The organism is Serratia sp. GW822-FHT06E05 (assembly GCF_058799445.1).
Window position 1 is genome coordinate 48,930 of sequence record NZ_JBXALM010000013.1, and the last position, 14,441, is coordinate 63,370.

General features: G+C 54.5%; 13 protein-coding genes. 4 read left to right on the plus strand and 9 right to left on the minus strand.

Annotation, left to right across the window (positions count from 1 at the left end):
• Positions 1 to 8: 8 nt before the first annotated feature.
• Genes AC1RKC_RS22775 through rfaQ form a run of 3 tightly spaced genes read right to left on the minus strand, consistent with a single transcriptional unit; the run spans position 9 to position 3,315 of the window.
• Complete coding sequence (locus AC1RKC_RS22775) at positions 9 to 1,106, minus strand: glycosyltransferase (protein WP_115060832.1); 1,098 nt, start codon at positions 1,104 to 1,106, stop codon at positions 9 to 11.
• A 2-nt stretch (positions 1,107 to 1,108) separates the two neighbouring features.
• Entirely contained in the window at positions 1,109 to 2,236 is a 1,128-nt protein-coding gene (locus tag AC1RKC_RS22780) for a glycosyltransferase family 4 protein (protein WP_046374871.1), read from the minus strand.
• Positions 2,233 to 3,315 (minus strand): putative lipopolysaccharide heptosyltransferase III, encoded by a 1,083-nt coding sequence (gene rfaQ / locus AC1RKC_RS22785; protein WP_046374872.1) that lies wholly within the window; start codon positions 3,313 to 3,315, stop codon positions 2,233 to 2,235. The genes AC1RKC_RS22780 and rfaQ overlap by 4 nt, the downstream gene beginning before the upstream one ends.
• Before the next feature lie 211 nt (positions 3,316 to 3,526).
• Here rfaQ and AC1RKC_RS22790 point away from each other — a divergent pair, with 211 nt between their 5' ends.
• Positions 3,527 to 4,483 carry a polysaccharide deacetylase family protein gene (locus AC1RKC_RS22790; protein ID WP_115060830.1) on the plus strand — a complete coding sequence of 319 codons (957 nt, stop codon included), beginning with the start codon at positions 3,527 to 3,529 and terminating at the stop codon, positions 4,481 to 4,483.
• A 1-nt stretch (position 4,484) separates the two neighbouring features.
• Complete coding sequence (locus tag AC1RKC_RS22795; RefSeq protein ID WP_115060828.1) at positions 4,485 to 5,582, plus strand: glycosyltransferase family 9 protein; 1,098 nt, start codon at positions 4,485 to 4,487, stop codon at positions 5,580 to 5,582.
• A gap of 1 nt (position 5,583) precedes the next feature.
• Here the strand turns inward: AC1RKC_RS22795 and AC1RKC_RS22800 are convergent, their stop codons facing one another.
• The 6 genes from AC1RKC_RS22800 to rfaD are packed head-to-tail and all read right to left on the minus strand — an operon-like array spanning position 5,584 to position 11,965.
• Positions 5,584 to 6,567 carry a glycosyltransferase family 2 protein gene (locus AC1RKC_RS22800; RefSeq protein ID WP_174574907.1) on the minus strand — a complete coding sequence of 328 codons (984 nt, stop codon included), beginning with the start codon at positions 6,565 to 6,567 and terminating at the stop codon, positions 5,584 to 5,586.
• A 4-nt stretch (positions 6,568 to 6,571) separates the two neighbouring features.
• Entirely contained in the window at positions 6,572 to 7,810 is a 1,239-nt protein-coding gene (locus AC1RKC_RS22805; RefSeq protein ID WP_174574906.1) for an O-antigen ligase family protein, read from the minus strand.
• Positions 7,811 to 7,838: 28 nt separating this feature from the next.
• A complete protein-coding gene (locus tag AC1RKC_RS22810) occupies positions 7,839 to 9,002 on the minus strand; it encodes a glycosyltransferase (protein WP_115060822.1) in 1,164 nt (387 codons plus the stop codon).
• Positions 8,999 to 9,964 (minus strand): lipopolysaccharide heptosyltransferase RfaC, encoded by a 966-nt coding sequence (gene rfaC / locus AC1RKC_RS22815; protein ID WP_020837592.1) that lies wholly within the window; start codon positions 9,962 to 9,964, stop codon positions 8,999 to 9,001. The genes AC1RKC_RS22810 and rfaC overlap by 4 nt, the downstream gene beginning before the upstream one ends.
• 2 nt (positions 9,965 to 9,966) lie before the next feature.
• Positions 9,967 to 11,013: an ADP-heptose--LPS heptosyltransferase RfaF gene (gene rfaF / locus AC1RKC_RS22820; RefSeq protein ID WP_174574905.1), complete on the minus strand. Its 1,047-nt coding sequence runs from the start codon at positions 11,011 to 11,013 to the stop codon at positions 9,967 to 9,969.
• A gap of 22 nt (positions 11,014 to 11,035) precedes the next feature.
• Positions 11,036 to 11,965 (minus strand): ADP-glyceromanno-heptose 6-epimerase, encoded by a 930-nt coding sequence (rfaD, locus tag AC1RKC_RS22825; RefSeq protein ID WP_020837590.1) that lies wholly within the window; start codon positions 11,963 to 11,965, stop codon positions 11,036 to 11,038.
• 240 nt (positions 11,966 to 12,205) lie between these two features.
• On the opposite strand from rfaD, the gene kbl reads away from it, so the two are divergent.
• Complete coding sequence (gene kbl / locus AC1RKC_RS22830) at positions 12,206 to 13,402, plus strand: glycine C-acetyltransferase (protein ID WP_046374879.1); 1,197 nt, start codon at positions 12,206 to 12,208, stop codon at positions 13,400 to 13,402.
• Positions 13,403 to 13,411: 9 nt separating this feature from the next.
• Positions 13,412 to 14,437: an L-threonine 3-dehydrogenase gene (tdh, locus tag AC1RKC_RS22835; protein ID WP_044554904.1), complete on the plus strand. Its 1,026-nt coding sequence runs from the start codon at positions 13,412 to 13,414 to the stop codon at positions 14,435 to 14,437.
• The last annotated feature ends 4 nt before the right edge of the window (positions 14,438 to 14,441 follow it).

Consider the following 14,441-nt stretch of genomic DNA (forward strand, 5'->3'; position numbering starts at 1 on the left):
TGCCTTAATTATTTTTTGAGCGATAAATATTGCTGACAAATAGGCTGTAACCCATAGCTCAGCAGCTGTTGGTGATTAATCTCCGGGGGCGAGGCATACATTTCCGCCATTTTTTCCGCCAGCGATTTTTCATTGAGATCCGCCAATGCGTTTTCCATTCCCGCTTTTTCCAGAATTTCCGCAGGACCGCCCGGGCAACGGGTGCTGACCACCGGCGTATCGCACAGCAGCGCTTCAACCAGTACGTTGCCAAAGCCCTCACTGTCGGAGCTCAGCACCAACAGTGATGCGTGGCGAATAAATGGGTAGGGATTGGCCTGGAAACCGAGAAACAGCACGCGTTCGGCAATGCCCAACTGGTTCGCCAGTTGCTTCACCTGCGCGATATGGGATTCGCTGCCGGTGCCGATCAGCGCCAACGGCGCCTGTATACCCGATTGGGCATAGGCTTTCAGCAGGCGATCGTGCCGTTTGTGCGGATGAAAACGCCCAACGTGCACCAGGTAATCTTTGCCCGCCAACTCGCAGGGCTCTGCCGCCTGCTGCTCTATGCTGGCAATGTCGAACGGATTATTGATCACTTCCAGTCTGCTTGGCTGGATCGGCAGGTTCCGCTGTAAATCGTCCCCGACGGCCTTTGATACCGCAACGATATTTCTGCCTTGGTAAACCGCCGCGATTTTTCGCTGTTTCAACCAGCGATCCAGCCCCTTGCGGTGGCCCAGATAAGAGGTTGAAAGGATGCCGTGAATGCAAAACCACAGGCGATCTGACGAGAGCAGTTTGCTGCGGCTGACGATGCGATCGGTTTTATGCAGGTTGGAGAACACCAGATCATAGGCGCCCTGTTGGCGTTCGTTATCTGCGATGGCCTTGTCCAACGCGGCGGCGCGGCGAGACAGTTCGGTCAGTTTACGCCATGGCGAACGGCTGCTGTCCGCCACCACCTGGTAGTGAATGCCGGTAGGGATAGGGTAGTTACAGACATCGCGCAATGAAATCAGACTGACGTCATTGCCCATTTGCTGCATGCCCTGGCACAGCGTCAGCACCACTTTTTCTGCGCCGCCGCCAGGCAGACCGTCGATAATCATCAGAATACGCATAGTTAATCCAGCAGCCGGTTATAAAGGGATATCAGCTGTTCCGACAGGTGTGCCGGGGTAGCCGACATGATACGTAATCTTGCGGCTTCACCCATGGTGGAACCCTGAGCCTGACGTGGCAACGCGGTGATCGCCTCGATCAGCGCCGGTACGTCGAGGGCATCGGTCACAAACCCATTTTGCCCCTGAGTGATAAACTCGGCACCGCCACAGGTGGTGCTGGTGATCACCGGAAGGCCACAGGACATGGCTTCCAGAATCACATTGGGGAACGGGTCGTACAACGTCGGTAATAACAGCGCATCGGCAGCCTGGTAGAAGGGCAGCGTTTGTTTCTGCACTCCCATAAACCGCACCCGTTCGCTGCAACCGAGCGACTGCGCCAACGCCTGATAGCGTTTTTCGGCCTTATCCTTGCCTACTACCAGCAGATAGCTGTCGGTGGCCGCGACGGCGCGAATGGCGGCGGCCAGCCCTTTGCGTTCAAAACCTGAGCCGACAAAAATCAGGCAGTGCGCCTGTTGCGGGATCTGGTATTGCTGACGTAGCTGCTGTCGCTGTTCGGCATTGGCGGGCAGAAATTTTTGATTATCAATGGCGTTGTAGATCACCGTAATTTTATCGGCGGGAACGCCGAAATCATCGATGATTTCCTGTTTAATCATTTCGGCGTTGCAGATGACCGCTTTCAGCTCCGGAGCGGCGTACATCGCCCGTTCCGCACACATAACGTAGCGGTGGTAGCGGTTGGAGAACAGCCACTTGCGGCGCCATTCCGGCAGCAGGCGCGCCCGCTGCAATAACCAGCGGCGATGCACGCCATCGCCGGCGCGATAAATATCGCAGCCCGGAATGCGCTCATGGCTTTGCACCAAATCGAAGCGTTCCTTTTGCCACAGGGCTCTGGCCGCGTCGGCAAAGCCGCGTTCACGGCTGATGCGGCCAAATTTCATCGGATTGCACAGGTGAATGTGCCAGTTCGGGTTGGCATCACCCTGCCATTCGCGGGTGATGACGTTAAGATCCAGGTCCTGCTGTTCCAGCGCCTCCAGGGCGCGTGAGACGAAACGCTCAGCTCCACCGTCCGGGCGGTATTTTTGGCGAACGATCGCCAAACGAAATGCTTTCATGCCAGCGTGCTCCGCGCGGCTGCAATCACCGCGTCTGTAGGAATAAGGTCCAGATAACGTTCATCGGTGCCGGTATCAATGGCGTCTGGATCGGGCAAGGTGCCATAATCACCGGCCCATATCACATGGCCAATGACCTGCCATGGACGCCAGAACACCAGCTTGGAAGGGCCAAATAGCGCGACGCAAGGGGTCTGCAGCGCGGCGGCCATGTGCATAGGCACCGAATCTACGCCGATAAACAGTTTAGCGTGGTCGATCAGGGCGGCCAGTTGCCGCAGCGTCAGTTGCCCAGCCAGGGACACTACGCCCTGTGGCGGACAGAGCGCCAGAATGCGTGCCACCATTTCGCGTTCTTTTTGATCCGGGCCAGAGGTGATCACCAATGAGTGACCGTCGGCCTGCAACGCGCTGATGGTGGCGGCCATTTTTTCTTCGCTCCAGCATTTGAAGAACCAGCGGGAAGTGGGTTGCACCACAATGTAATCGCCGGTAATGCCCTGTTGCTGCAACAGCTGCTCGCAGGCTTGCCAGTCCTGAGATGGATAGCTCATGGTAACCTGCTGACTGACGCCTGGCAGGCCAAGCGGCTGTAACAGCGACAGGTTTTGTTCAACGGTATGCAACCGGGCATGATCGCTGACCGGTACCAAATGCGTGTGGCAGTAGCGCCATAAAAAGCCCTGACGCTTGGGGAAATCAAATCCCAGCCGGATACGTGCGCCGGTCAGCCGGGCGAGAATAGCGCTGCGCCACTGATCGGCCAGGTTGACCACCAGATCGTAATGCCGGGCCTTAAGCTGTCGGATCAGATTCAGTTCATGACTCAGGTGCGCTTTCGTACCCTGTTTTTTCCATTGACGATCGATCACGAAGACGTTCGACAAGGCCGGATGGCTGGCCAGCATTTCCTGGGTTTCTTTATACAGCAGTACGTCGATCTGCGCCTGCGGGTAGTTTTGCTGCAGGGTATTGATGACCGGCGTGATCAGCAACATGTCGCCGTGGTGGCGAAGTTTAACGATCAAAATACGCTGTATCGAGGTATCAGGAGCAAGGGCTGGCGCGTCGTTCATCATGAGTCGCTTTCAGGGAAACCAATCTTTGATTCTAAATGACCCGATCGCATGTGGCTACTGTTGCACGGTTTTCTTGCCGTGAAGAGAAAAAATCGCCTTGGGAAGTGACAAATTGCCTTCAACGTTGTCAAAACCAGGCACTAAAGTCGTTTGCCCTGGCGAAACGCCCTGCGTAACATAATGCATTCTGTTGATATCAGGCTCGATATTTATGACCAAACCGGCATTTCTCATCACCATTGATACCGAAGGCGACAATCTGTGGCAAAACCACGATCGCATTTCGACCGATAACACGCGCTTTTTGCCGCGCTTTCAGGCGTTGTGTGAGAAATATGGCTTTAAGCCGGTGTACCTCACCAACTATGAAATGGCGATGGATGCAGAATATGTCGAGTTCGCTCGCGATGTGATTGCCCGCGGCACCGGCGAAGTGGGAATGCATCTGCATGCCTGGAACAGCCCACCGCTGACGCCGTTGACCGAAGATGACTGGCGACACAAACCTTATCTGATCGAATACCCGGCCGAACAAATCCGCGCCAAGGTCGATCACATGACCAAACTGTTGGAAGACAGCTTCCAGACAAAAATGCTCAGCCATCGCGCCGGGCGTTGGGCGTTTAACGAATACTATGCCGCCTTGCTGCTGGAGTATGGTTATCAGGTGGATTGCTCGGTTACGCCGCGCGTTAACTGGCAGTACTCACCGGGCAACCCGCAGGGCAACGGCGGCACGGACTATCGCCATTTCCCATCGCAAGCCTATTTTATCGATCCGGAAAATATCGCCAAAGCGGGCGCGTCCTCGCTGCTGGAAGTGCCGATGAGCATTCAATATAAGCATTCTGCGCTGATGAATACGCTGAAGCAGGGTTACGATCGGCTGCGTGGCAAACAACGTTCGCCGTCGGTCAACTGGCTGCGCCCAAGCGGCGGCAACCTGGAAAAAATGAAGCGGGTAGCTGAGCGCTGTTTGGCACAGGGGCATGATTACGTGGAATTTATGCTCCACTCTTCCGAGTTTATGCCTGGGGGCAGCCCAACGTTTAAGACTGAGCAGGATATTGAAGTGTTGTACCGTGATTTAGAGCAGCTGTTCGTCTGGCTGCAGCAGCGTACGGTTGGTATGACGCTGGCCGAGTATTATCAACTTAAAGTGAACTGAGATGTCGAAAAAATGGAAAATTAAGGTCGCGGATTGGTTTTTGCGACGTTATACCGCAAAGTCCGGCCGTTTCCAGGATAAGGCGACTTTCGACAGTCGGCTTCAATTTGACAATATCGTCATCTATTCCACGACGGCGTTGGGCGACTTTATGTTTAACACGCCTGCGCTGCGGGCGATGCGTGAACGCTATCCGAACGCGCATATTACTCTGGTGGTTCACAAGAAGAATCAGGAGCTGGTGGAAAACGGCCGCTACTACGATCGCGTGGTGTATTGGGACAGCAAAATCAAAAGTCTACGTCCGCTGTTGAAATCGCTGCGCGAACATCAGCCGGATTTGGCGCTGATCCTGCACTCACATCTGCCGTACGACATTATCAGCGCCGTCTTATCCGGGGCTAAATACATTATCCGGGATAACTACAGCTCTGGAATTTGCGGGCTGGAACCTTGGTTGACCAACTATATCTTCCATTACTACGGCCATTTTATTCGCCGCAAGTTGGAGCTGATTTCCATTTTGGGTTGCCGCAGCGACGATCCCACCATGGAAATTCCCGCGCCGTATCAACCGGGCGTCAAAAGCAGCGAGCACTGTACGATAGGCTTTCAGTTGGGCGCTTCTACCGAATCGCGCTGTTGGCCGGTATCGCATTTTGCCCGGTTGGCCGATGAACTGGTGGCCAAGCATGCCAATGTGCGCATCGTACTGATTGGCGGGCCTTTCGACGAAGGGAAAGCGCAGCAGTTTCTGAGCCAGGTTAGCTCTCAAACCCGGGAGTGTGTAGACAACCGCATCGGCAAAACGGGGTTGCAGGCGTTGCTGACGCTGATCGACAGCTTCCATGTGTTGGTCACCGGCGATACCGGCCCACTGCATTTAGCCGTGGCGCTGAAGGTAAAAACCATCAGCCTGTTTGTCACCGCGGATTCGCGTTCTACCGGACCGATTCAGGATCCGGAGCTGCATCGGATCATTCAGGTTTCCCGTACCGGCTATACTATGCCGCTGGAGGCTGAAAGCCCGATGGGCGTGATCCAACCACAGCGTATTTACGCTGAAGTGGTGGATCATTTATCGCTGAATAAAGAGTGAGTTAGCGCTTTTTCAGTTGCCAGCGCATTTTTGACAGCCAGGTGTCCACACGTGCGTACCGCATTTGCCGGATCTTTTTTCGCGGTACGCCGCTGTTGCTGCAGACTTCAGCCAGGCGTTTGAAGGTACGTAGTGTTTCCGGCTCATAGTGATAGTAACCGTACAGCGCTTTCGACATCGCTCTGATTTCTGAAAAACAGTTCCCGAGCATCAGAGCCGCCAGCTGTCGCAGTGGCTCGTCATCTCGGTGATGTTCGACAAAACTCAACATTTTCCCCGTCGCAAAAAGCATGTCCTCAATATCCTTGGGTTTGATATTGCGGGTGATCCCCTGACTGTTATCTCGATAGAAATAGAGCACGTGGTCGAGATGAGTAATTTTGCGCGTTTTGAAATATTGAAAAGGCGTGAAAATGACATCTTCATAGCGTCGGCCGTCTTCGAATCGGTCACCTTCCAACAATGAGCGTCGATAGACACGGCTCCACAGGTGCCACATTGAGTGGGAAAATAACGGGGTAAGACAGGCCAGGCCCTGGCCAGCAAAGTCATAAGTGCTGCTGCGGATCGCGATGCCAACAGGCTGTTCCGGCGGACTGTCAGCAAACTTCTGATAATTAAAATCGATCAGGTCGTCTTCGTTTGCCAGCAGCAGTGGCCGCAGAATGGACAGATAGTCGCTGCTCAGCAAGTCGTCGCCGTCGAGGAAGGTGACATAGCGCCCGGTAGCCAGCTGCAAGCCGACGTTGCGGGCGTGGGCGATACCGCTATTTTCTTGCGAAATAAAGACCACCTGGGGATGCCGGCGTTCGGCTAACAGTTGGCGCACCAGCGAGGAGGAATTGTCGGTCGATCCGTCATCAATGATGACCACCTCGATATCATCGCCGATCTGGTTAAACAGCGAGCTCAGGCTGGCAACGACGAAATTTTCGTTGTTGTAAAATGGCACGATAACGCTGAGCAGAGGCGGCGATGAGTTCATGAGGTTAATCCTGAGTGACCGACGTTTTTTTCACTGAAAGCACGCTGGCAACGATCGCCAGGCAAAAAATCGCCGTACCTTCAGTACTAAAGAATATGACGTCACTGAGCCCATAAACAAACAGGCTGAAGGTCACACCCAGCAACAGTGCATTGCGGTGAGGCTTTAATGAGGAAACAAATAGGCTGATGTAGAGCGCCAGTAAAAACAGGGCACCCCAGACGCCTTTGAGCGAGTAGGTCTCCAGCAGCTCATTGTGCATATGAACATTGATATAAGGTATGACGCCGGCCAAATGAGGTTCGTGCATGACCATGGCACGAATTTCCTCTCCACGTTGCTCGGCGGATTGGCCCAAAGGCGCTGTTGAACCTGAACGTATCGCGGCAATCTGCATTGAAATGCGGGAAATAATTGAGTTCTCGGTTTGAGGTTGATCGATCAATCGCAGGTCGGTTTGAAATGCGGCAATCCGCTGTTCAATCTGTGATTTGAAGACCAGACCACTGGCGAGCAGCAGCAGTGGAACCGAGGTTATCAGCAGGATTTTGTGCTTATGGGAAATCAGGTTTTTCGTCGCCAGTATCGACAGGCCTACCGCGACCGGGTAGACCAGCATCGCCGCCCGGGTGCCGGTCAGCACCAGCGTGGAGAAGGTGACCAGAAAGCCGATGATATACAGCGGAATGCGGTATTTCGTTCGCAGCATCAGAATCGCCTGCAGCATGGTCAAGTTGATGGCGGTAATCAAATAGGCGGCGACGGTGGCACGATCGAAGTTAATCTCTATGCGGCCAATATCCAGCCACAATCCCTGATAGAGGGAATAACCGTTGACCGCAATACCTGCCACCAACGCAATAACAATAAAGGCACGTTGCATGCAAAGGCGTTCATTTAACGCAATCAGCAGAATAAAGGCGGTGGCGATCTGCAACTTGCCGGTCGACATGTATGAGCGGTAAATATTGATGTACTCGCCTGGTTGTTTGAAGTGCTGCAGCCAGAAAATGCTCCCCATGCCTACGCAGAAAAACAGAACGGGCACGATAAGGTTTTTTTTGTTTTTAAAGTAATATTTCAGGTTTAAACAGACGGCGATAAATGAGATATAGCTGGCGACATAAAAAAGATTGCGCCCGGTGTCGGAACCGAAGGGGATAGTACAAAACGCGATAGCGCATCCCAAATAGATCAGATAACTGAAGACAGGGTGCGGTGTGGTTTCTTTGAGTAGTTGCATGGGGCTGGGTTTCCGGCTCGCATTAATGTTAAGCAGTAAATGATTTCAGCGCGTCGTCAAATTCTGTTTTGAACATAGCGTAGCTGAAATGTTCAACCGGGTAACGCTGCGCATTTTGACTCATACTTTGATATGTTTCCGGCACTATCAGCTTTTCCACTGCATCTGCGCACTCAATATGTGACAGCAGTTTCGGCATGACCAAGGTATCGCTGAGCGGATCATAGACATCGTGAGGAAAATCCACCTTGATACCCGTTAGCCGTTGATGTTCTTCAATCGTTACCGAGGGGAGCAAGCCAATACCGCAGTGCCCATCTTTAATCACCTCAGGCTGGCCATCGACCTGCGGGAATATGACCGGCACGCCGAAATACAACGCTTCCATACAGGATAAGCCGAAGGGTTCGGTGATCGGCGTACTCATATAGATATGTGTGCGGTTGAAGAAATCCGCAACGTTATCCTGAAAACCGCTGAAGATGACCCGGTCGCCCAGCTCGAGCTTTTCCGCCAAGGCTTCAAATTCAGCCCTGTCGGGTCCCTTGCCTGCAATTTCCAGAGTGACATCATGCCCGCGGCGCAGCAGTTCCTGCATCATCAGTAACGACACGCTGATGCCTTTCAGGCTGACCAGGCGCGAGGCGGTGCCTATTCTGATCGGCTTGCTGAGTGGTTTCAGGCTATCGCTGATACCGGAGGGCGTTTTCAGTCGGTTGATCACCACGTGATTTGGGCAGGGCAAATTAAAGCGCAGTTCCATCACCCGTTTTGAGGCAAATGAGGCCGAGATCACCCCGTCCAGCATGGCGAGAAAACGCAAGGTTTTGTGATTCTTCGGGTAGCGCCATGAACAACCGTGATCGTAGTAAACCAGCTTACCGCGTTTCGGTTTGGCGGCCAGACCGGGTACCAGGTCCCAAACGATGACCACGTCGGCATTGGCCTTTTCGATTTTGCTTTTCAGCAGGTATTTGCGTAAAAACTGCGGGCAGCGCAGTGGCAAAGCGTTCACCAGCCGGTTGGCAAAGGTAACTTTTTGGTCAGGCATTTGCCGGCGGATCTCTTCACCGACCTCGCTACTGATGCAAATCACCTCGTTACTGCCGTCGGTAGTGTCGTTGATATACTGCAGGAACAGGCGTTCGACGCCACCCATCTTCCCTAAATTGATAACGTGCAGCTTTTTCATCCAATAACCTTTTGCAACTCGGCCCAGACTGAACCAGCGGAGAGCGTCGCCATGCTTTTTTCTGGGGAAATCAGAGAGTGTTGATTCTGACCGTAACCACCGATCAATCCTGGATCGGTGGGACCAAACAGCGTGATATTCGGCCTGTCTAGCGCGGCGGTCAGGTGGCTGAGGCCGGTATCAACCGAGACCACGCATTTCGCACCGGCCAGCACTTCGGCCACCTGCTGCAGACTGAGCTTGGGTAAAACCTCGACGTGCGGGAAACCTTCCGCCAGACGCAGTGCGCGTTGACGCTCGTGCTCTGCGCCCCACGGTAGTTTGATCTTCAAACCGGTTGGCTCAGTTAACGCAATCAGATCGCGCCAGTGTGTTTCCGGCCAGTGTTTCTCATCGCGCGTGGTAGCATGTAAAAACACCAGATACTGGCCGGCATCGGCCGGCAGATGGCTGAGAAAGCGGGCCGCAATGGCGTAATCGCCGACGCTGTCGGGTTTTTCATAGCCCAGGCTTTTGGCAAACAGCTCGCGCGTACGCTCAACGGCATGTTGCTGTTTGTCGATATCGTAGCGGTGGTTGTAGAACCAGCTGGCGAAGGGCTCACGGGCGCTTTTGCTGTCCTGACCGTGTTTGCTGCCTTTGGCGATGCGAGTGATCAGCGCGGCGCTTTTGATTAGCCCCTGGGCGTCGATCACCGCGTCGTAATTTCGCTCCTGCACCACGCGTTTAAAGTCGCAGCGTTGTTGGCGAGTTTCGCTGCCAAACCAGTTTTTACGCCAGCGGCGTATCGCCACTGGGATCACACGGTCTACCGCCGGATGCCAGGTGGGGATTTGGCTGAAGCTTTCCTCAACCACCCAATCAAAGCGAATACCGGGAATGGCCTGCATGGCGTCGGTGAGCGCAGGTAGCGTGTGGAGCACATCTCCCATGGAAGAGGTTTTTACAATCAACACCTGCATGCTTATTCCTCGCTGGCGGCAAGTAACGGCGTCAGCGCGTCCAACACCTGCTGTGGCTGAATATCGATCAGGCTCTGATGGTAACCCTGATCGGCATCGCCTTTGCGTATCTTATGGTAACCACTAATTAAGCGGATCACTTTGGCCTTGTCGGACAGCGGCGGCGTGAAGTCCGGGCTGCTCGGGCCGTACAAGGCTATCAGCGGTTTATTCAACGCCGCCGCAACGTGCATCAAACCTGAGTCGTTACTGACCACGGCCGAACAGGAGGCCAACAGGATCACCGCTTGCTCCAGCTGAGTTTCCCCAGCCAGGTTCATGCAAAAGCCGCGGGCGTCGTCATCCAGCGCAGCGCGGATCTGTTCGCCCGCCTCATTATCCTTGGCGGAACCGAACAGGGCGATTTGATAACCCTGATCGATCAGCTTCTGTGCCAGAGCGGCATAGTGATAATGCGGCCAGCGTTTGGCCGGACCGAACTCGGCGCCGGGGCAAAAGCCGATGATCGGCCGATGATCGGTCAGGTTGAAGGCGGCGGTAGTTTCGGCAATCTCTTCGTCGCTGACCTGCAGTTGCGGCCACAGTAGCGGCTGCGGCAGATCTTCTGCGCGTTGAATGCGTTGTTTGTCATAGGCTAGCGCGACATAACGCTGCACCATCAGCGGGAAGGCGACCTTGTCCAGTACGCGAATATCATTCAGCAGGCCATAGCGCATTTCCCCGCGCCAACCAACGCGCCGTGGCACCTGGGCAAAGAAGGGCACCAGCGCAGATTTGAAGGAGTTCGGCAGCACATAAGCGCGATCGTATCCGTTAGCGCGCAGGGCATGCCCGAGACGTCGACGCTCACCGAGTGCCAACGCGCCGTGGCCTAACGGCATCGACAGGGCCTGGTTGACCTCCGGCATACGCGCCAGCAATGGACGGCACCAGGCCGGCGCCATCACATCAATTTCTGCCGTCGGGTGCTCGGCCTTCAGGGTGCGGTAGAGACTTTGCGACATCATCATATCGCCAACCCATGAAGGGCCGATAACCAGTATTTTCATACCCTACGTTTGTTCCTTCAGCTTAGGCGGTGCGGTTCAACCAGGCCATGTACTCTTTCACGCCTTCGGCGACCGTTTTAAACGGTGCGTCATAGCCGGCGGCGCGCAGCTTGGTCAGGTCGGCCTGGGTAAACGCCTGATAACGACCTTTGAGTTTTTCCGGGAACGGGATGTTTTCCACTGCGCCTTTCTGATGGAAGTCGACTACCGCGTCGGCCACCGCCTGGAAGGTTTCCGCACGGCCGGTGCCGCAGTTGAAGATGCCGGAGACGCCGCTTTTCCAGAACCACAGGTTCACTGCCGCTACGTCGCCGACGTAGATGAAGTCACGCTTGAAGTTTTGGCTGCCGTCGAACAGTTTCGGGTTCTCGCCGCGGTTGATCTGGCTGTTCAGGTGGAATGCCACGCTGGCCATGCTGCCCTTGTGGCCTTCGCGCGGGCCGTAGACGTTGAAGTAACGGAAGCCGCAGATCTGCGAGTCTGCCTCCGGCAGAATTTCACGTACGTACTGGTCGAACAGGAATTTCGAGTAGCCGTAAACGTTCAGCGGCTCTTCAAACTGGCGCTCTTCGATAAACTCTTCACGACCGCCGTAGGTGGCTGCAGAAGAGGCGTACAGGAACGGAATTTCGCGATCCAGGCAGTAGTGCAGCAGATCTTTAGAGTACTGATAGTTGTTGTCCATCATGTACTTGCCGTCCCACTCGGTGGTGGACGAGCAGGCACCTTCGTGGAAAACCGCGTCGATTTCACCCAGATCGTCACCGGCCACGATATTGGCGATGAAATCTTCTTTGTCGATATAGTCGGCGATGTCGAGATCGACCAGGTTGGCGAATTTGGTGCCATCTTTCAGGTTATCTACCACCAGGATATCGCGATACCCTGTGTCATTCAGCGCTTTAATGATATTGCTGCCGATCATGCCGGCGCCACCAGTGACGATAATCATTGGGTTACCCCTGTTATTCTGCCCGGTGGGACACGGTGTCCCACGCTCAATGCCGCTTATAATAGCATTTCATGCCGCTGCAAACATCGGACGGGCTCTGAATATCCCGTGATGTCGAGCACTGCAGTACTTTGCCGTGATATCTGCTGCAATTTTCATATTCTCTCCCGCTGATTCTCGTCAGTTTGGTTACAAATCAGTAAAATATGTTGAAAACAGCCCAATCCTGGAGATAACCGAATGTCCGCGTCTTTTTATCAGCAGTTGGAACAACAACTTGAGACCACCCGTAGCGAGGGATTGTTCAAAGAAGAGCGCATTATTACTACCGCTCAGCAGGCTGATATCGCCGTAGCCGACGGCAGCCATGTGATCAATTTCTGCGCCAACAACTACCTGGGCCTGGCTAACCACCCGGCGATGATCGCGGCGGCCAAGGCCGGTATGGACAGCCATGGTTTCGGCATGGCGTCGGTGCGCTTTATTTGTGGCACCCAGGATAGCCATAAACAGCTGGAAAAAAAGCTGGCCGATTTCCTCGGGATGGAAGACGCCATCCTGTATTCCTCTTGTTTTGACGCCAACGGTGGTCTGTTCGAAACCCTGCTGGGTCCGGAAGACGCCATTATTTCTGATGCGTTGAACCATGCTTCGATCATCGACGGTGTCCGCTTGTGCAAGGCGAAGCGCTATCGCTACGCCAACAACGATATGACTGAATTGGCTGCACAGCTGAAGCAGGCCAAGGCTGATGGCGCACGGCACATCATGATCGCCACCGACGGCGTGTTCTCAATGGACGGCGTGATCGCCAACCTGAAAGGCGTGTGCGATCTGGCGGACCAATATCAGGCGTTGGTGATGGTGGATGACTCCCACGCGGTTGGTTTCGTTGGCGCCAACGGGCGTGGCACCCACGAGTATTGCGAAGTGATGGGGCGCGTCGACATCATTACCGGTACCTTAGGCAAGGCGTTGGGCGGCGCTTCCGGCGGCTATACCGCGGCGAAGAAAGAGGTGGTGGAGTGGCTGCGTCAGCGGTCGCGCCCTTATCTGTTCTCCAACTCGCTGGCGCCGGCGATTGTTGCCGCGTCGATCAAAGTATTGGAATTGCTGGAAGAGGGCGATGCACTGCGCGATCGCCTGTGGGCTAATGCGAGTCTGTTCCGTGAAAAAATGACTGCGGCGGGCTTTGAGCTGGCCGGGGCCGATCACGCCATCATCCCGGTGATGTTGGGTGAAGCAAAACTGGCGCAGGAATTCGCCAATGCGTTGCTCAAGGAAGGCATCTATGTAACAGGTTTCTTCTATCCGGTGGTGCCGAAAGGCCAGGCACGCATCCGTACCCAGATGTCTGCCGATCATACCCCGGAGCAAATTGAGCGTGCTGTTGCGGCGTTCATTCGTATCGGTAAAGATCTTGGCGTTATTGCATAAGGTAAAACCATGAAAGCATTGTCAAAACTGAAAGCGGAAGAAGGGATTTGGATGACCGATGTGCCTCAGCCGGAGCTGGGTCATAACGACATCATGATTAAAATCCGTAAAACCGCGATCTGCGGTACCGATGTTCATATCTATAACTGGGATGAATGGTCGCAGAAAACCATCCCGGTGCCTATGGTCGTCGGCCACGAATACGTGGGTGAAGTGGTTGCCATCGGCCAGGAAGTCAAAGGGTTCAACGTCGGCGACCGCGTTTCAGGCGAAGGTCATATCACCTGCGGCCATTGCCGCAACTGCCGGGGTGGCCGCACGCACCTGTGTCGCAATACCACCGGTGTGGGCGTGAACCGTCCAGGGTCGTTTGCTGAGTATCTGGTGATCCCGGCGTTCAATGCCTTCAAGATCCCGGACAATATCTCCGATGAACTGGCGTCAATCTTCGACCCGTTCGGCAATGCGGTGCACACCGCGCTGTCGTTTGATTTAGTGGGCGAAGACGTGCTGGTTTCCGGCGCCGGCCCGATTGGCATCATGGCCGCAGCGGTATGTAAGCACGTTGGCGCTCGCCATGTGGTGATTACCGACGTCAATGAATACCGTTTGGATCTGGCGCGTAAAATGGGCGTGACCCGTGCGGTGAACGTCAGCAAAGAAAACCTGAACGACGTGATGGCCGAGTTGGGCATGACCGAAGGGTTTGACGTTGGGCTGGAAATGTCCGGTGCGCCACCGGCGTTTCGTTCGTTGCTCAATGCGATGAACCACGGTGGGCGTATTGCCATGCTGGGTATTCCACCGTCGGATATGTCGATCGACTGGAATCAGGTGATCTTCAAAGGGCTGTTTATCAAAGGGATTTACGGTCGTGAGATGTTTGAAACCTGGTATAAGATGGCGGCGCTGATTCAGTCTGGTTTGGATCTGACGCCTATCATTACTCACCGTTTCTCGATCGACCAATTCCAGCAGGGCTTTGATGCCATGCGTTCCGGCCAGTCCGGGAAAGTGATTTTGAGCTGGGATTAACAGT